The 17,266-nt window shown below is 62.1% G+C and carries 16 protein-coding genes; 9 read left to right on the top strand and 7 right to left on the bottom strand.

Annotation, left to right across the window (positions count from 1 at the left end):
• Positions 1-18 precede the first annotated feature (18 nt).
• The 3 genes from JFU04_RS21475 to speB are packed head-to-tail and all read right to left on the bottom strand — an operon-like array spanning position 19 to position 2,927.
• A complete protein-coding gene (locus tag JFU04_RS21475; protein ID WP_201145678.1) occupies positions 19-1,533 on the bottom strand; it encodes a purine-cytosine permease family protein in 1,515 nt (504 codons plus the stop codon).
• A 21-nt stretch (positions 1,534-1,554) separates the two neighbouring features.
• Positions 1,555-1,977 carry a YybH family protein gene (locus JFU04_RS21470; RefSeq protein WP_106803008.1) on the bottom strand — a complete coding sequence of 141 codons (423 nt, stop codon included), beginning with the start codon at positions 1,975-1,977 and terminating at the stop codon, positions 1,555-1,557.
• Complete coding sequence (speB, locus tag JFU04_RS21465; protein WP_065909690.1) at positions 1,977-2,927, bottom strand: agmatinase; 951 nt, start codon at positions 2,925-2,927, stop codon at positions 1,977-1,979. Before speB ends, JFU04_RS21470 begins: the two co-directional genes overlap by 1 nt.
• A gap of 522 nt (positions 2,928-3,449) precedes the next feature.
• Between speB and JFU04_RS21460 the strand changes: the two genes are divergently transcribed.
• The 7 genes from JFU04_RS21460 (at position 3,450) to JFU04_RS21430 (ending at position 11,314) form a co-directional block, all read left to right on the top strand.
• Entirely contained in the window at positions 3,450-4,343 is an 894-nt protein-coding gene (locus tag JFU04_RS21460) for a LysR family transcriptional regulator (protein ID WP_017134867.1), read from the top strand.
• 5 nt (positions 4,344-4,348) lie between these two features.
• The gene (locus JFU04_RS21455) at positions 4,349-4,954 is read left to right on the top strand and encodes a tRNA-uridine aminocarboxypropyltransferase (RefSeq protein ID WP_201145677.1); all 606 of its coding nucleotides are present in this window, start codon (positions 4,349-4,351) and stop codon (positions 4,952-4,954) included.
• Positions 4,955-5,127: 173 nt separating this feature from the next.
• Positions 5,128-6,030: a cysteine synthase CysM gene (gene cysM, locus JFU04_RS21450; RefSeq protein WP_106803010.1), complete on the top strand. Its 903-nt coding sequence runs from the start codon at positions 5,128-5,130 to the stop codon at positions 6,028-6,030.
• Positions 6,030-7,382, top strand: a complete 1,353-nt coding sequence (gene rlmD / locus JFU04_RS21445) for a 23S rRNA (uracil(1939)-C(5))-methyltransferase RlmD (protein WP_201145676.1) — start codon at positions 6,030-6,032, stop codon at positions 7,380-7,382. The genes cysM and rlmD overlap by 1 nt, the downstream gene beginning before the upstream one ends.
• Before the next feature lie 122 nt (positions 7,383-7,504).
• Positions 7,505-9,748 (top strand): GTP diphosphokinase, encoded by a 2,244-nt coding sequence (gene relA, locus JFU04_RS21440; protein ID WP_201145675.1) that lies wholly within the window; start codon positions 7,505-7,507, stop codon positions 9,746-9,748.
• Between the two features lie 161 nt (positions 9,749-9,909).
• Positions 9,910-10,743, top strand: coding sequence for a nucleoside triphosphate pyrophosphohydrolase (mazG, locus tag JFU04_RS21435; RefSeq protein WP_201145674.1), 834 nt, complete (start codon positions 9,910-9,912; stop codon positions 10,741-10,743).
• A 25-nt stretch (positions 10,744-10,768) separates the two neighbouring features.
• On the top strand, positions 10,769-11,314 hold the full coding sequence (locus JFU04_RS21430; protein ID WP_010208656.1) for a DUF2058 domain-containing protein: 546 nt from the start codon (positions 10,769-10,771) through the stop codon (positions 11,312-11,314).
• A 511-nt stretch (positions 11,315-11,825) separates the two neighbouring features.
• Here JFU04_RS21430 and JFU04_RS21425 read toward each other — a convergent pair.
• The 4 genes from JFU04_RS21425 to purM form a co-directional block, all read right to left on the bottom strand.
• Positions 11,826-12,014, bottom strand: coding sequence for a hypothetical protein (locus JFU04_RS21425; protein ID WP_065909702.1), 189 nt, complete (start codon positions 12,012-12,014; stop codon positions 11,826-11,828).
• 307 nt (positions 12,015-12,321) lie between these two features.
• The gene (locus JFU04_RS21420) at positions 12,322-13,035 is read right to left on the bottom strand and encodes a DUF3108 domain-containing protein (protein WP_065909705.1); all 714 of its coding nucleotides are present in this window, start codon (positions 13,033-13,035) and stop codon (positions 12,322-12,324) included.
• 8 nt (positions 13,036-13,043) lie between these two features.
• Positions 13,044-13,694, bottom strand: coding sequence for a phosphoribosylglycinamide formyltransferase (purN, locus tag JFU04_RS21415; protein WP_065909707.1), 651 nt, complete (start codon positions 13,692-13,694; stop codon positions 13,044-13,046).
• Complete coding sequence (gene purM / locus JFU04_RS21410; RefSeq protein WP_005790182.1) at positions 13,694-14,752, bottom strand: phosphoribosylformylglycinamidine cyclo-ligase; 1,059 nt, start codon at positions 14,750-14,752, stop codon at positions 13,694-13,696. The genes purN and purM overlap by 1 nt, the downstream gene beginning before the upstream one ends.
• A gap of 356 nt (positions 14,753-15,108) precedes the next feature.
• Between purM and JFU04_RS21405 the strand changes: the two genes are divergently transcribed.
• Positions 15,109-16,149: a DUF2066 domain-containing protein gene (locus tag JFU04_RS21405; RefSeq protein WP_065909711.1), complete on the top strand. Its 1,041-nt coding sequence runs from the start codon at positions 15,109-15,111 to the stop codon at positions 16,147-16,149.
• A 43-nt stretch (positions 16,150-16,192) separates the two neighbouring features.
• Positions 16,193-17,266 carry an AI-2E family transporter gene (locus JFU04_RS21400; protein ID WP_065909713.1) on the top strand — a complete coding sequence of 358 codons (1,074 nt, stop codon included), beginning with the start codon at positions 16,193-16,195 and terminating at the stop codon, positions 17,264-17,266.

The raw sequence follows: 17,266 nt of genomic DNA, 5'->3' as shown, positions 1-17,266 counted from the left end.
GGTTCTCCGATTATTTTTTTAGGCTATTGAGGCGCTTTTTGTGGCGGGGGAGCTTGCTCCCGTGGGGCTGTGCAGCAGCTCCCTGGGGCCATAAACGGCCGCTGGTTCCGGGAACACACGCAGCAAGGTCAGGTACACCATCGAGGCCAGTCCCAGCGTCACTGGCAGGCTGATATCAATCCCATCGGCCAGGTTGCCCAGCGGCCCGACAAACTGCCCAGGCAGGTTGACGAAGCACAGGCCGACCAGCGCGCTCGGGATCCAGGCCCCCAGCCCGCGCCAGTTCCAGCCATGGCTGAACCAGTAGCGGCCGCCGGTTTCACCGCGGGTGAAGACCTGCAGGTCATCCGGGCAGTAGAAGCCGCGACGCACGATCAGGCCGATGATCATCATCACCATCCACGGCGTGGTGCAGGTGATGATCAGCACGGCGAAGGTCGACACGCTCTGCACCAGGTTGGCGGCGAAACGTCCGATAAAGATGAAGGCAATCGACATCACCCCGATCAGCAGCGTGGCCTTGACCCGCGACAGCAGGCGCGGGAACACGCTGGACATGTCCAGCCCCGTGCCATACAGCGAGGTGGTGCCGGTGGACATGCCGCCGATCACCGCGATCAGGCACACCGGCAGGAAGAACCAGCTGGGCGCAACCGCCAGCAGGCCGCCGACGTAGTTGTTGGCCGCTATGTAGTCCGGTGCCTTGACCGCCACGATGGTCGCGGTGGCCAGGCCGAACAGGAACGGGATCAGCGTGGCGATCTGTGCGAGGACCACCGCCAGCATGATGCGCATTTTCGGCGTTTCACGCGGGATGTAGCGCGACCAGTCGCCGAGGAATGCACCGAAGGAAATCGGGTTACTCATGGCTACCAGCGCGGCGCCGATGAAGGCTGCCCAGAACCCGGCCTGGCCCATGGCGACGCTGCCGGCGAAGTGGCTGTCGAAGGCCGGCGCGAAGGCGAAGATCCCCAGCAGGAACAACAGGCTCGCCGCCCACACCGCGATGCGGTTGACCCACAGCATGAAGCGAAAGCCGTAGATGCAGACGGTGAGGACGAGCAGCGCAAACAGCCCGTAGGCCAGGCCCAGGGTCAGGTCAGTTTCAGGCAAGCCCACCAGACGTTTCGCACCGCCTACCAGCGCATCGCCTGAACTCCACACCGACAGTGAGAAGAACGCAATCGCCGTCAGCAGCGACAGGAACGAGCCGACAATCCGCCCGTGCACACCAAAATGCGCACCGGAAGACACGGCGTTGTTGGTGCCATTGATCGGCCCGAACAGGCCCATCGGCGCCAGGATCAGCGCACCCACCAGCACGCCCAGCACGATCGCCCAGACGCCGGCCTGGAACGACAAGCCGAACAACACCGGAAAGGCACCCAGCACGGCGGTGGCAAAGGTATTGGCACCGCCGAAGATCAGTCGAAACAGATCCTTGGGGCCGGCGGTACGCTCGTGGTCCGGGATCTGTTCGACCCCGTTGGTTTCTATTTTGCGAATACTGTTTTCGTTGTTTTTATTATTCATGATCTGCTCCGATCACATTGGCTAATGGGGCGGCAGCCCTTCCGGCATAGCGGACAAATGTTCGTGACAGGCCAGCCACAGGCCTTGTTGTTCTGCGCCAGACCCTTGCCGTTTGAAGACAATGGTCTCGCGTTCCTGGCTATGAAATTGCTCCCCGTTCATGCGCAACTCGGTGGCCACGTCATGAATAAATATCGCCACGTCACCCTGCAGGCTGACGAAGGCATTGCTCGAGGTGCAGGACAGCACCTCGAATCCCTCGTCCCGACGCCAGCTGTCCCACAACGCCTGGTAGGCATCGCGACTGAGCAGCGGCTGGGGGAGGGTGTAGAACACAAAGCTGGCATCGTGGGTGAACGCGCCGAAATAGGCCTCGCGGTCATTGCGCGCGAAGGCCGCCACCAGATCGGCGGCGGCAGTCAGTACCTCGGCTTGCGCGCTCATCAGCGGTGCGCCACGCCGGGCAGTACGCAGAGCATCTCGTACAGCAGGTTGGCGCCCAGCAACGAGGTGTTGCCGGTGGTGTCGTAGGGCGGCGAAACTTCTACCAGATCGCAACCAATCAGGTCGAGGCCCTGGCAGCCACGGATGATCTCGATGGCCTGGATGGTGGTCAGCCCGCCGATTTCCGGGGTGCCGGTGCCGGGCGCCCAGGCCGGGTCGATGCCGTCGATATCGAAGCTCAGGTACACCGGGCCGCCGCCGACTTTCTCACGCACTTCGGCCATCAATGGCGCGAGGGAGTGGTGCCAGCATTCTTCGGCCTGGACCACACGGAAGCCCTGTTTGCGGCTCCAGTTGAAGTCTTCGGCGGTGTAGCCCTGGGCACGCAGGCCGATCTGCACCACGCGGTCGCAATCGAGCAGGCCTTCTTCCACGGCGCGGCGGAAAGTGGTGCCGTGGGCGATTTTCTCGCCGAACATATGGTCGTTGACGTCGGCGTGGGCATCGATGTGCACCAGCCCGACCTTGCCGTGTTTCTTGTGGATCGCCCGCAGGATCGGCAGGGTGATGGTGTGGTCGCCGCCCAGCGTCAGCGGGATCACGTCGTGCTCGAGGATCTCATCGTAGGCTTCTTCGATGATGCGCACGGCGTCGAGCAGGTTGAAGGTGTTGATCGCCACATCACCGATATCCGCCACCGACAGCGAGTCGAACGGTGCGGCGCCGGTGGCCATGTTGTACGGGCGGATCATCACGGACTCGGCGCGGATTTCACGCGGCCCGAAGCGGGTGCCGGCGCGCAGCGAGGTGCCGATGTCCAGGGGCACGCCAACGAAGGCGGCATCCAGGCCCTTGGCCGTTTGCAGGTGGGGAAGACGCATCATGGTGGCGATGCCGGCGAAGCGCGGCATTTCGTTGCCGCCCAGTGGTTGGTGGAAAATCTTGTCCACGGGATTGCCTCATCGTTGTTTTGTTTATTAGAGGCCGATTCTGCGAAAAGCCCGGGACGGGAAGAATCGGCAGGGGCAAATACTTAGTTCAGATTTTTATAAACTAATGCCAGCAGGTAGACTGTGATGAACGGGTTCTCTGTGATGAGCGGGGGTTCTGTTGTGAGCGGGCTTTCTGTGGTGATCAGGTTTTCTGTGGTGAGAAGGCTTGTTGTGGTGAGCAGGCTTGCCCTGCGTTGGGGTGCGAAGCAGCCCCCAAAACACACTGCGGTTTTCCAGAAGTAATGAGTCGTCAGGTTTCGGGGCCGCTGCGCGGCCCAACGCAGGGCAAGCCTGCTCGCCACAACAAGCCTGTGCAACACAGCAAGCTTCTGTAACCAGCAGGCTTGTGCAACACAGCAAGCCTCTGTAACCAGCAGGCTTGTGCAGCACAACAAGCCTCTGCAACCAGCAGGCTTGTGCAACACAAACAAGCCTGTGCACCAAAACTAGCCCGCTTGCCACGAGACACCCGGAGACCCGATGGCCAACGCCTTGCCCGACCTGAAACTCCTGCGCATCTTTGTCAGCGTCGTGCGCCACCAGGGGTTTGCCAACGCGCAGCACGAACTCAACCTGTCCACCTCGGCCATCTCGACGTATATGAGCCAGTTGGAAAGCGCACTGGGCCTGGTGCTGTGCCATCGCGGCCGGGGCGGGTTCAGCCTGACCAGCAAAGGCGAGTTGTTTCATCAGGAAACCTTGCGTCTATTGGGCGAGCTGGAAGGCTTCGAGCAATACGCCGCCGCGCTCAAGGGCGAGCTGCGCGGTACGCTCAAGCTGGGCGTGCTCGACTCCACCGTCAGCGACAAGGCCTTGCCGTTCGCCGAAGTGATCGGCGCCTACAGCCTCGAGCACCCGGCGGTGCACCTGCACCTGTCGGTGATGAGCCCGTACGAACTGCAACTCGGCGTGCAGGACAACCGCCTGGACCTGGCCATCGGCGCTTTTTCCAACCGCATGAGCGGGCTGATCTACATGCCGCTGTACCGTGAGCAGCACTGGTTGTATTGCAGTACCCGGCATCCGCTGTTCAACGAGCGACGCATCCCCGAACAGGTGATCACCCAGCAACGCATGGTCGGACGCGGCTACTGGAGCCAGGCCGAACTGGCGCGCCATGGCTTCAAGCACAGCGCGGCGACCGTGGAAAGTATGGAGGCGCAACTGATCCTGGTGTTGTCCGGTGCCTACATCGGCTACCTGCCCGAGCACTATGCGCAGGCCTGGGCCGACAAGGGCGACCTGCGCGTCCTGTTGCCGGCCACCTTCGGCTACCAGGCGCCGTTCTCGATGATCATGCGCCGCGGTCGCAGCCGCGAACCGCTGATCCAGACTTTCCGCGATCTGCTCAAAGCTCAGCTCAACCAGGCCTGATAATCATGTCCAGACCCCAATGCCCCACCTGCCTGAGGCCCGCCACTCACTGCCTGTGCGCGCAGATCCCGAGCCTCGACAGCCGCACGCGGGTGTTGCTGCTGCAGCATCCGAGTGAGGTCAACCATGCGCTGAACACGGCGCGGCTGGCGGCGTTGGGGTTGAACAACGCGCAGTTGGTCGTGGGTGAGGTATTCGACAACCTCGCGACATTATTGAACCCGCCCGGCTATCAGGCGCGGTTGCTGTTTCCGGCTGACGATGCCCAGCCGTTGCAAGCCTACGCGTCTGGGGATCAACCGCTGTTGCTGGTAGTCCCCGACGGCACGTGGCGCAAGGCGCGCAAGCTGCTGCACCTCAATCCGTTGCTGGCGGCGTTGCCACGGGTGACGCTGGCCGAAGGCGCGGTTTCCCGCTATCGATTGCGCAAGGCGCCGGGGCCGGGTGCGCTGTCGACGGTCGAGGCGATTGTGCGGGCGTTACAGGTACTGGAGGCGCCGACTTCCTTCGAGCCGTTGCTCAAACCTTTTGAAGCATTGATCGAGGGGCAGATTGCGGCGATGGGGGAGGAGGTGTTTCGCAAGAATCATGGCGACGGACAGGTCGGGTAGGCTATTGACCGGGGGGCGGCCATCGCCGGCAAGCCCGCACATTTCCTGTAGGCGCGCGTCCACACAGTGCGTGCTTATTCCTTTACGCCATAAGCACCGCACTTTGCGTGATATGGCCCGCCAGCCTTTCCCGGTATGATGTTCGCCCCCGCAGTCTGGATTGCGAATACGCCATGACCTTGCAGTACCCTACAATCGCCGATTGCGTCGGCAACACGCCCCTGGTCCGCTTGCAACGCATGGCGGGTGAAACCAGCAATACCCTGTTGCTCAAGCTCGAAGGCAACAACCCGGCCGGGTCGGTAAAAGACCGCCCGGCGCTGTCGATGATCACCCGCGCCGAGTTGCGTGGGCAGATCCAGCCCGGCGACACCCTGATCGAAGCCACTTCCGGCAACACCGGGATCGCCTTGGCCATGGCCGCTGCGATCAAGGGCTACAAGATGGTCCTGATCATGCCCGACAACGGCAGCGCGGAGCGCAAGGCAGCGATGACCGCCTATGGCGCCGAGCTGATCCTGGTCACCCAGGAAGAAGGCATGGAAGGCGCGCGTGACCTCGCCGAGCGCATGGCCGCCGAAGGCCGTGGCCTGGTGCTGGACCAGTTTGCCAACGGCGATAACCCCGAGGCGCACTACACCACCACCGGTCCGGAAATCTGGCGCCAGACCCAGGGCACCATCACCCATTTCGTCAGTTCGATGGGCACCACCGGCACCATCATGGGCAATTCGCGCTACCTCAAGGAGCAGAACCCCGACATCCAGATCATCGGCCTGCAACCGATGGAAGGCTCGGCCATCCCCGGCATCCGCCGCTGGCCCGAAGAGTACCTGCCGAAGATCTACAACTCGACGCGCGTGGATCGCATCATCGACATGGCCCAGCGTGAAGCCGAAGACACCACCCGCCGCCTGGCGCGTGAAGAAGGCATCTTCTGCGGCGTGTCCTCCGGTGGCGCAGTGGCGGGCATGTTGCGCCTGTCCAGGGAAGTGGAAAACGCGGTGATCGTCGCGATCATCTGTGACCGAGGCGACCGCTACCTGTCGACCGGCATCTTCGACGCGCCCAACTGATGGCCAAGCACGAGAGAGGCCTGCGCTTCCAACCGACGGGCGGCAGCCGGGCCCCACAGATTCCCGTGGGCAAGAAACAGCGCCTGACCATCGAGCGCCTGGCCAACGATGGCCGTGGCATCGTGTTCTTTGAAGGTCGCACCTGGTTCGTCAACGGCGCGCTCGCCGGTGAAGAGGTTGAAGCGCGGGTGTTGGGCGCCCATGGCAAAGTGGTCGAGGCGCGCACCGAAAGGGTCTTCAAGGCCAGCGAACTGCGCCGCCCTGCGCCGTGCGCGCACTTCGGCCGCTGCGGTGGCTGCAGCGTGCAGCACCTGCCCCATGACGAACAACTTGCCCTGAAACAGCGCATGCTCGCCGAGCAGCTGTCCCGCGTGGCGGCGGTCGAACCGCTGGAGTGGGCAGCCCCGTTGAGCGGGCCGGAATTCGGCTACCGGCGCCGCGCCCGCGTGGCTGTGCGCTGGGATGCCAAGGCGAAAAAACTCGAAGTGGGTTTTCGCGCCGTGGCCAGCCAGGACATCATTGCCATCGATGATTGCCCGGTGCTGGTACAGGCCTTGCAACCGATCATGCAGCGCCTGCCCAACATGCTGCGCCGCCTGAGCAAGCCACAGGCCCTGGGCCATGTGGAGCTGTTCAGTGGCTCGTCCGTCGCCGTGCTGCTGCGGCATATGGCGCCGTTGTCGGATGCGGATCTGCTGATCCTGAAAGAATTCTGCGCGTTCCATGAATCTCAATTGTGGCTGCATGGCGCGGGCCAGCCGGAACCCGTCGAGGCTGATCAGCCACTAGGTTTTCGACTCGACGCATGGGACTTGGAGCTGGCGTACCGGCCAGGGGATTTTGTCCAGGTCAACGCCGGCGTCAACGAGGCGATGGTCGCCCAGGCTCTGGAATGGCTGGCGCCACAACCCGACGAGCGGGTGCTGGATCTGTTTTGCGGCGTGGGCAACTTCGCCCTGCCACTGGCGCGCCAGGTGCGTGAAGTGGTGGCGGTAGAAGGCGTGCAGACCATGGTGGACCGCGCGGCACTCAACGCCGTCAGCAACAATTTGCATAATGTGCAGTTTTTTCAGGCCGATTTGTCCCAGCCTTTGACTGACGCGGAATGGGCCAAACAGGGCTTTTCTGCGGTACTCTTGGACCCACCCCGTGACGGTGCCCTGGAGGTTGTGCGCAAGCTCGCCACCCTTGGGGCCAAGCGCCTGGTGTATGTGTCCTGCAACCCGGCCACGCTGGCGCGGGACACGGTTGAGTTGGTCAAGCAAGGCTACCGGCTAAAACGTGCCGGGATCCTCGACATGTTTCCGCAAACAGCGCATGTCGAGGCCATGGCGTTATTTGAAGCGGGCTAGGATGCCCGTTTAATCCGACTGGCCTGCATTCTCCAAGGCCTGTGATCTGCCAGGGAGTCTGCAGTAAAAGGTCGGCGATGATATTGGCGCACCGAAGGTGCGTCGTAGGGAAGGTAAGCAAGATGGTACAGGTGAGAGCACACCAGCCGATCAACACCGACGGCAGTATCAATCTCGAGGCATGGCTGGATCATGCCATCAGTGTCGACCCGGCACTGGACCGTGAAGCCTTGAAAGCAGCCTGCGAGTTCGCTCGTGAGTCTGAACAGCAAGACAATGCGGCCAAGAACCTGTGGGCCGAAGGCACTTCAAGCTTTCGCACCGGGTTGGAAATCGCCGAGATCCTCGCCGATCTCAAGCTGGACCAGGATTCGCTGATCGCCGCCGTGCTCTATCGCGGCGTGCGTGAAGGGCACATTGCGTTGCCGACGGTCAGCCAGCGCTTCGGCGCGGTGGTGGCCAAACTGATCGACGGCGTGCTGCGCATGGCTGCCATCAGTGCCAGCCTGAGCCCGCGCCAGTCGATGGTGCTGGGCACCCAGGGCCAGGTCGAAAACCTGCGCAAGATGCTGGTGGCGATGGTCGACGACGTGCGCGTCGCCCTGATCAAGCTGGCCGAACGCACCTGCGCGATCCGTGCGGTAAAGACCGCTGACGACGAAAAGCGCAACCGCGTGGCCCGCGAGGTGTTCGACATCTACGCGCCACTGGCGCACCGCCTGGGCATCGGCCATATCAAGTGGGAGCTGGAGGACCTGTCCTTCCGCTACCTCGAACCCGATCAATACAAACAGATCGCCACCCTGCTGCACGAGCGGCGCCTCGACCGTGAGCGCTTCATCACCGACGTGATGGGCCAGCTGCGTTCCGAGCTGCAGGCCACCGGTGTGGATGCCGACATCAGCGGCCGCGCCAAACACATCTATTCCATCTGGCGCAAAATGCAGCGCAAGGGCCTGGCCTTCAGCCAGATCTACGACGTGCGTGCGGTGCGCGTGCTGGTGCCGGAAATGCGCGATTGCTACACCGCGCTCGGCATCGTCCACACCTTGTGGCGGCACATCCCCAAGGAATTCGACGACTACATCGCCAACCCCAAGGAAAACGGCTATCGCTCGCTGCACACGGCGGTGATCGGCCCCGAGGGCAAGGTGCTGGAAGTGCAGATCCGCACCCACGCCATGCACGAAGAGGCGGAGTTGGGGGTGTGCGCGCACTGGCGCTACAAGGGCACCGACGTCAAGGCCGGGTCCAACCAGTACGAAGAGAAAATCTCCTGGCTGCGCCAGGTGCTGGAATGGCATGAAGAGCTTGGCGACATCGGCGGCCTGGCGGAACAGCTGCGGGTGGATATCGAGCCGGACCGGGTCTACATCTTCACCCCCGACGGCCACGCCATCGACTTGCCCAAGGGCGCCACGCCGCTGGACTTTGCGTACCGCGTACATACCGAGATCGGCCACAACTGCCGTGGCGCCAAGATCAACGGGCGTATCGTGCCGCTCAACTACAGCCTGCAGACCGGCGAACAGGTCGAGATCATCACCAGCAAGCACGGCACGCCGAGCCGCGACTGGTTGAACCCGAACCTGGGCTACATCACCACGTCGCGGGCGCGGGCGAAGATCGTCCACTGGTTCAAGCTGCAGGCGCGCGACCAGAACGTCGCCGCCGGCAAGACTCTGCTCGAACGCGAACTGGCGCGCCTGGGCCTGCCGCAGGTGGACTTCGACAAGTTGGCCGAAAAAGCCAACATGAAGATCGCCGAAGACATGTTCGCCGCCCTCGGTGCCGGCGACCTGCGCCTGGCGCAGCTGGTCAACCTGGCCCAGCAACTGGTCGAGCCGGAACGCGGCAACGAACAGCTGGAGCTGATCCCGCGCAAGGCAACGGGCTACAAGCCGGGCAAGCGCGGCGATATCCAGATCCAGGGCGTGGGCAACCTGCTGACCCAGATGGCCGGCTGCTGCCAGCCTCTGCCGGGCGATGCAATTGTCGGCTACATCACCCAGGGCCGTGGCGTGAGCATTCACCGTCAGGACTGCGCCTCGGTGCTGCAGTTGGGCGGGCGCGAGCCGGAGCGGATCATCCAGGTCAGCTGGGGCCCGGTGCCGGTGCTCACCTACCCGGTGGACATTGTGATCCGCGCCTACGACCGGTCCGGTCTGCTGCGTGACGTTTCGCAAGTGCTGCTCAACGAGCGGATCAACGTATTGGCGGTCAACACCCGCTCGAATAAAGAGGACAACACCGCGTTGATGTCCCTGACCATCGAGATCCCGGGACTGGATGCGCTGGGGCGGTTGCTGGGGCGGATTTCCCAGTTGCCGAACATCATTGAAACCCGGCGTAATCGCACCCCGTAATGCGGTCTGAAAATGTATAAGGGCTGCTTTCTGTGGGAGCCGGGCTTGCCCGCGATGCAGGCGACTCGGTCTGTCTGACAGACCGAGTGGAGGCCATCGCAGGCAAGCCAGCTCCCACAGTAGATTTTCAGCGGTTCCAGACAATGGGCAGAGATTGACTGATGTATACACTTGAAGACCTGCTGCACCTCATGAAGCGCCTGCGTGACCCGCAATACGGCTGCCCGTGGGACCTCAAGCAAACCTACGCGACCATCGTCCCGCACACCCTGGAAGAAGCCTACGAAGTCGCCGACGCCATCGAGCGCGGGGATTTCGATCACCTGCAGGGCGAGCTGGGCGACCTGTTGTTCCAGGTGGTGTATTACAGCCAGCTGGCGCGCGAAGAAGGGCGCTTCGAATTTGCCGGGGTGATCGACAGCATCACCCGCAAGTTGATCCGTCGCCATCCGCATGTGTTCCCGACCGGTGATTTGTACGCGCCGCTGGATATTCCGCAGTTAAGCGAGGAGCAGGTCAAGGAGCGCTGGGAGCAGATCAAGGCCGAGGAGCGCGCGGAAAAATCCGACGCACCGGAGCAGCTCTCGCTGCTGGACGATGTGCCGACCGCGTTGCCATCGTTGTCGCGTGCCGCCAAATTGCAGAAGCGCGCCAGCCAGGTCGGGTTCGATTGGCCATCGGCCTTGCCGGTGGTCGACAACGTGCGCGAAGAGCTGGATGAAGTGCTCGAAGCCATGGCCGATAACGACCCGGTGGCCATCGCCGACGAGGTCGGTGACCTGTTGTTTGCGGCAGTCAACCTGGCCCGTCATCTCAAGGTCGACCCCGAAACCGCGCTGCGTGGCGCCAACACCAAGTTCGAACGCCGTTTCCGATTTATCGAACAGGCATTGCGCGACACGCACCAACCCATAGAAGATTGCACCCTCGAAGAGTTGGACGCCCTGTGGGGCGAAGCCAAACGTCAGGAAAAGAATGTGTCCAGCTGCGGTTGAGCAGTTGCCTAAGTGAGTAAGCACCATGAGCCTTTCCCTTCGCGACCAGTTGCTCAAAGCAGGTCTGGTCAACCAAAAGCAGGCCAAGCAGGTCGGCAAAGAGAAACAGAAACAGCAGCGCCTGGTCCACAAGGGCCAGATCGAGGCCGATGATACCCAGGCTCGCCTGGCTGCCGAGGCGCAGGCCGAGAAGGTCAAGCGCGACCAGGAGCTGAACCGCCAGCAGCAGGAAAAAGCCGAGGCCAAGGCCCGCACGGCCCAAGTCAAGCAACTGATCGAGACCTCGCGCCTGCCCAAGCTGACCACCGAGGACTACTACAACTTCGTGGATGACAAGAAGGTCAAGCGCCTGTCGGTCAACACATTGATGCGCAACAAGCTGAGCAACGGCTCCCTGGCCATCGTGCACCACGGCGGCGGCTACGAGGTGATCCCGCGCGAGGCCGCCCTGAAGATCCAGGAACGCGCCCCGGAGCGTATCGTGCAGCTCAACATCCTCACCGAAAGCCAGGTGCCGGACGAGGATGATCCATACGCCGCGTACCAGATCCCTGACGATCTGATGTGGTAAGGCGTCAAAGCATTGCAATGACCCGATTGTGAGGAGCTGCAGCGTCGCCGTGGCACACAGGCTTGTGAGAATGGCAGGTGTGTCGTGGCAAGCAGGCTTGTCAGGGTGACAGGCGTGTCGTGGCAAGCAGGCTTGTCAGGGTGACAGGCGTGTCGTGGCAAGCAGGCTTGTCAGGGTGACAGGTGTGTCGTGGCAAGCAGGCTTGTGAGGATGGCAGGTGTGTCGTGGCAAGCAGACTTGTCAGGTGACAGGAGTGTCGTGGCAAGCAGGCTTGTCAGAGTGACAGGTGTGTCGTGGCAAGCAGGCTTGTGAGGTGACAGGTGTGTCGTGGCAAGCAGGCTTGTCAGGGTAACAGGTGTGTTGTGGCGAGCAGGCTTGCCCTGCGTTGGGGTGCGAAGCGCCCCCAAAAAAAACCAAGCCAACAAAACACAAACCCCGCTCAAAAGGCGGGGTTTTTGTTTATCGGCACCCCAGCTGCGTGGGGCTGGGATGCCTACCGGATTTCAGAGTCTCAGGAGCCTTGCGCCTGGCTTCTCATTTCAAGGGCTTCAAGCTCGTTTTTATAATTATGAGCGTCGCTCTCATTGTGAAACATGCCGACCAACATATCTTGTTGGTGTACATCCCAGATGTGAATCCCATGGCCCAGTGCTTCGTGGGACATATGTTCGTCGTCGCGTTCAGTTACTTTTACAGTCATCTGCTTGCTCCAATCTCTGGTGGATCTGCGGCAAGTCGTCGCAGGCCTTTGTTATATGTTTTGTTAGCTTGCTAAGTAAACCGATTTTGCACGCAACAAATCATTGCGCAAAACGCAACAGTGCTGCAGGCCGCGAAAACCGCGACATTGCGCCGCAGGGTGCTGAGTTATATGACAAAAGTTTCATGTTCGAGTGAGGCTTTTTCGCCCTTTATTGGCCTCGCCGGCGATGGCGTTCTACGAGCCGCCACACATCCAAGGCGAAAAAAAGCCCCGCATTCGCGAGGCTCTTTGTTCCATCTACCGATCAGCTACCTTTGACAGCCTTGCCGTCAACGGTCCCGTCCTGCAGCATGATGTTGTATTCCTTGCCGTCGGTCTCGACCTGGCGCAGGGCAACGAGGATGCCGCCCTGGTCCTTGGCAAACCACATCTGGGTGATGCGCTTGCTCTGAGTCGGGTCACGCACGCGCTCGACCTTGATGGCGTCGATGGAGCCGACCTTGGTCTGGACCTTTTCCGGGCCGATCACGCGGAAGTCGTAGGTGTCGACGTCAGTGCCTTCCACCACGTTGTAGCTCATGCTCTTCTTGCCCGCTGCCACGTCGCGCTGCAGCGCCAACTGGTAGGTGGACTTGTCGAGCATGCCGCTTTGCAAGGGCACATTGACCGGGTCCTTGTTCTCGAAACCGGTGACTTTCTTGGCCGCCTGGTCGAAGTCCAGGTTGATCTTCTTGGCCTTGCCCAGGCCACCGCGCTCGAAGGTGTAGCTCTTCGGTTGCAGGGCATCCTTGTCAAACTGGATCACGCTGGTTTCGGTCAGGCTGGCGATCATCATGGAAGCCTTGAAATTCAAGGTCCAGGTGCCGTCGCCGTTCTTGGTCAGGCTGCGCTCAGCCGAACCACTCATGGGCAACTGTTTCCAGTCGGCGGTGTAGCTCGCGGAGAAAGGGTGAAGGTCTGCTGCTTGCACGGCAGGCAAGGCGAACAGCGCAAAAGCGAAGAGCAAGGCGCGACGCATAAAATCTCCTAGGTTCGAATCAAGTGGCCGCTGGCCGCAAGTAACTGACCGTCCAATAATGCACCCTGGTCGCCAAGAATCAACCGCCCCTCGGCAAACCAGCGAACCGCCAGCGGGTAAATCCTGTGTTCCTGGGTGTGAACCCGTTGCGCAAGCGTCTGCGCCGAGTCGTCAGACTCTACCGGAACCACTGCCTGTACGACCAGAGGCCCGCCATCGAGTTCCTCGGTGACGAAGTGCACACTGCAGCCATGCTCGCTGTCACCGGCGTCGAGTGCGCGCTGGTGCGTGTGCATGCCTTTGTACTTGGGGAGCAGGGAAGGGTGGATATTGAGCAGGCGCCCTTCGTAGTGCCGCACGAAATCCGCGCTGAGGATGCGCATGAAGCCGGCGAGTACCACAAGTTTGGGGTTGAACGCGTCGATCAGGTCGACCAGGGCACTGTCGAAGGCCTCGCGGCCTTCGAAAGCCTTGTGATCCAGGGAGCGGGTTTCGATGCCCGCGTCCCTGGCGCGTTGCAGGCCGTAGGCGTCGCTGCGGTTGGAGATCACCGCAGCGATGCGCACCGGGCTGTCGCCGGTGCGCGTGCTGTCGATCAGGGCCTGCAAGTTACTGCCGGTGCCGGAAAGCAGCACCACGACATCACAGGTCTGGGACATCAATGCGCCTTGAGGTTCTTCAGTTCAACCTGGGCTGCGCCTTCCGGGGCAGTGGCGATCTGGCCGATGACCCATGGCTGCTCGCCGGCTTCACGCAGTACATTCAGCGCGGTTTCCACGTGCTCTTGTGCCACGCAGATGACCATGCCCACGCCGCAGTTCAGCACGCGGTGCATTTCGGTTTCGTTGACGTTGCCTTTCTCTTGCAGCCAGTCGAACACTGCAGGGCGCTGCCAGCTGGCCACGTCGACGATCGCCTGGGCACCTTTTGGCAGCACGCGCGGGATGTTGTCCAGCAGGCCGCCGCCGGTGATGTGGGCCATGGCCTTGACCGCGCCAGTGTCCTTGATCAGCTTGAGCAGTGGCTTGACGTAGATGCGCGTCGGGGCCATCAGCAGGTCGGTCAGTGGCTTGCCGTCGAGCTGGATGTTCTCGATATCGGCGCCGGACACTTCGATGATCTTGCGGATCAGCGAGTAGCCGTTGGAGTGCGGGCCGGAAGAAGGCAGGGCGAGCAGGGCGTCACCCGCGGCGACTTTGGAGCCGTCGATGATCTCGGCTTTTTCCACGACGCCGACGCAGAAGCCGGCCAGGTCGTAGTCTTCGCCTTCGTACATGCCTGGCATTTCAGCGGTTTCGCCGCCGACCAGGGAGCAACCCGACAGTTCGCAGCCGGCGCCGATGCCGGTGACTACCTGGGTGGCGGTCTCGACGTTGAGCTTGCCGGTGGCGTAGTAGTCCAGGAAGAACAACGGCTCGGCGCCGCACACCACCAGGTCGTTGACGCACATGGCCACCAGGTCGATGCCGATGCTGTCGTGCTTGTTCAGGTTCAGCGCCAGGCGCAGCTTGGTGCCCACGCCGTCGGTGCCGGAAACCAGCACAGGCTGCTTGTAGCCGGCCGGGATTTCGCAGAGGGCGCCAAAACCGCCCAGGCCGCCCATGACTTCGGGGCGCGCAGTGCGCTTGGCGACGCTCTTGATGCGTTCGACCAATGCTTCACCGGCGTCGATGTCTACACCGGCGTCCTTGTAGCTCAGGGAGGGTTGCTTGCTCATGATCCAGGCCTTTAGGGGGGATTTCTGGGTAACGACCGAGCGGGCAGGGGCTTTTGAACAGCGGCCCAGCCGTTGACGGTCTGCGAAGGCGCGCGATTTTATCAGGCTTGAGGGGCAGCGGCCATCCTCGGGCCGACGGGCAGGGCTGCATATCTGAAAAAAGCCGGTTAAAAAAATGCTAATCGGGTCTGCCATGCTGCGTATTAAGGTATAGCCTTTAATCCGCTATCGTTATGACAGTACGAAAACTTACCGAGACCCTGTGAATGTTTTACCGGTCGCTGTGGTCACAGCCTTGCCAAGCCGAGTTCACGCGGTCTGTTCCAGCCGCTAAATTTGTCGTTCGGGAATCTTCCATGCGTCTGTGTAAATTCTTTTTTGTGGGCTGCCTGTCTTGGGTCAGCCTGGCGAGTCATGCCGAAACCCTCAATGGTCTTTATCAAGTACTTGAACCGGTCAGCAGTCAGTCCCCGCAGGAGCGCGACCAGGCCACCCAGCGCGCCGTGCAGACGCTGGTGATCCGCCTCACCGGCGATGCCAAGGCCGCCGATGGCCCGGGCCTGGCGGCGGTGCGCAAGGATCCGCAGCAAATCATCAGTCAATACGGCTACGACGCCGGCCCGCCGGAAAGCCTGCAAGTCGATTTCGATCCAGTCAGCACCGATCGCGCCCTACGTGACGCCGGCCTGTCGATCTGGGGCAGCAATCGGCCCTCGATCCTTGGCTGGTGGCTGAACGATTCCACCGAAGGCAGCAGCCTGGTGGGCGATGGTCAGACCGTCGCCCAGGCGCTGCGCCGCGCGGCACAGCACCGTGGCTTGCCATTGCGCCTGCCGCTGGGCGATCTGGATGAACAGGTCGTTGCTACCGCGCCGAACCTTGAAAGCGCCGATGCCACGCCATTGCGCGCCGCTTCCGAACGCTACGGCGCCGATGCCTTGCTCGCCGTGCACGCGCGCCAGGAAGGCAACCAATGGCAGGCCAAATGGCGCCTGTGGCTGGGCGACAAGAGCGATCAGGGCACCGCGCAAGGCGCCGACACCGCCGCCGTGGCCGATGCGGTGATGTTGGCCGTCAGCCAGAAGCTGGCGCCGCGTTTTGCGGTCAAGCCCGGTGCGAGCGCCGAACAATTGCTGGAAGTGCAGGGCATGAACCTGGAGCGCTACGCGGCCCTGGGGCATCTGCTCGAGCCGTTTGGTGGCCATCCGCTGCGGGTGGATGGCAATCGCATTGTGTATCGCGTCAACGGCAGCGCCGACCAGTTGCGTACCCAGTTGAGCCTGGCCAAATTGCAGGAGGTGCCGGCCGGCGAGGCGCCTGTGCAGCAGCCAGTGGGTGATGGCACCCAGCCGGCGCCCGCTCCTGAGCCGCAGGCGCAGCTGCGTTTTCGCTGGTAAACGTTCTTCCTTTATATAGAAGCAAAGACAGATGGAGTGGTTTATGGCGGATACGCGTCGTTGGGTGTGGCTTGGCGGACTTGTCCTGCTGTGCGCTTTTGTATTCTTGCTGCATTCGATCCTGACGCCGTTCCTGGTGGCGTTGCTGCTCGCCTATCTGTTCGATCCCGTGGTGGATCGCCTTGAAAAAGCCGGACTGTCGCGGACTCTGGGTGTGGTGACGGTGTTTGCCCTGTTCACGTTGATCATCACTGCATTGGTGCTGGTGCTGGTGCCGATGCTGGCCAAGCAACTGTTTCGCTTGTACGAGTTGGCGCCGCAAATGCTCGACTGGTTGCAACACACGGCCATGCCGTGGGTGCAGACCAAGCTGGGGTTGGCGGATGGCTTCTGGAAGTTCGACAAGGTCAAGGCTGCGATCAGCGAGCACATGGGCCAGACCACCGACATTGTCGGGGTGGTGCTCAGTCAGGCCACCGCATCCAGCCTGGCGCTGATCGGCTGGCTGACCAACCTGGTGTTGATCCCGGTGGTGGCGTTCTACCTGCTGCGCGACTGGGACATCATGATGGCCAAGATCCGCAGCCTGCTGCCGCGCAACCGCGAAGAGCGCATCGTGGCCCTGGCTGGCGAATGCCATGAGGTGCTGGGCGCCTTCGTGCGGGGGCAGTTGCTGGTGATGCTGGCCTTGGGGATCATCTACGCGGCAGGCTTGATGGCGATCGGCCTGGAGCTGGGCCTGTTGATCGGCCTGATCGCCGGCCTGGCGGCTATCGTGCCGTACATGGGTTTTGTGATCGGGATCGGCGCGGCGCTGGTTGCCGGGTTGTTCCAGTTTGGCGGCGACCTGTACCCGATGCTGGGGATTGTCGCGGTGTTCATGGTTGGCCAGGCCCTGGAAGGCATGGTGCTCACGCCGTTGCTGGTGGGCGACCGGATCGGCCTGCACCCGGTGGCGGTGATCTTTGCGATCCTGGCGGGCGGTGAGCTGTTCGGTTTTACCGGCATCCTGCTGGCGCTGCCGGTGGCGGCGGTGATCATGGTGCTGGTGCGCCATGTGCACGATCTGTACAAGGATTCGGATGCGTATACCGGGGTCGAAGATCCGGACCTGTAA

Origin of the sequence: Pseudomonas sp. TH21 (assembly GCF_016651025.1) — a bacterium.
Lineage (GTDB): Bacteria > Pseudomonadota > Gammaproteobacteria > Pseudomonadales > Pseudomonadaceae > Aquipseudomonas > Aquipseudomonas aylmerensis.
Note: the sequence above shows the minus strand (reverse complement) of the source record. Positions and strands in the feature narration are given on the sequence as shown.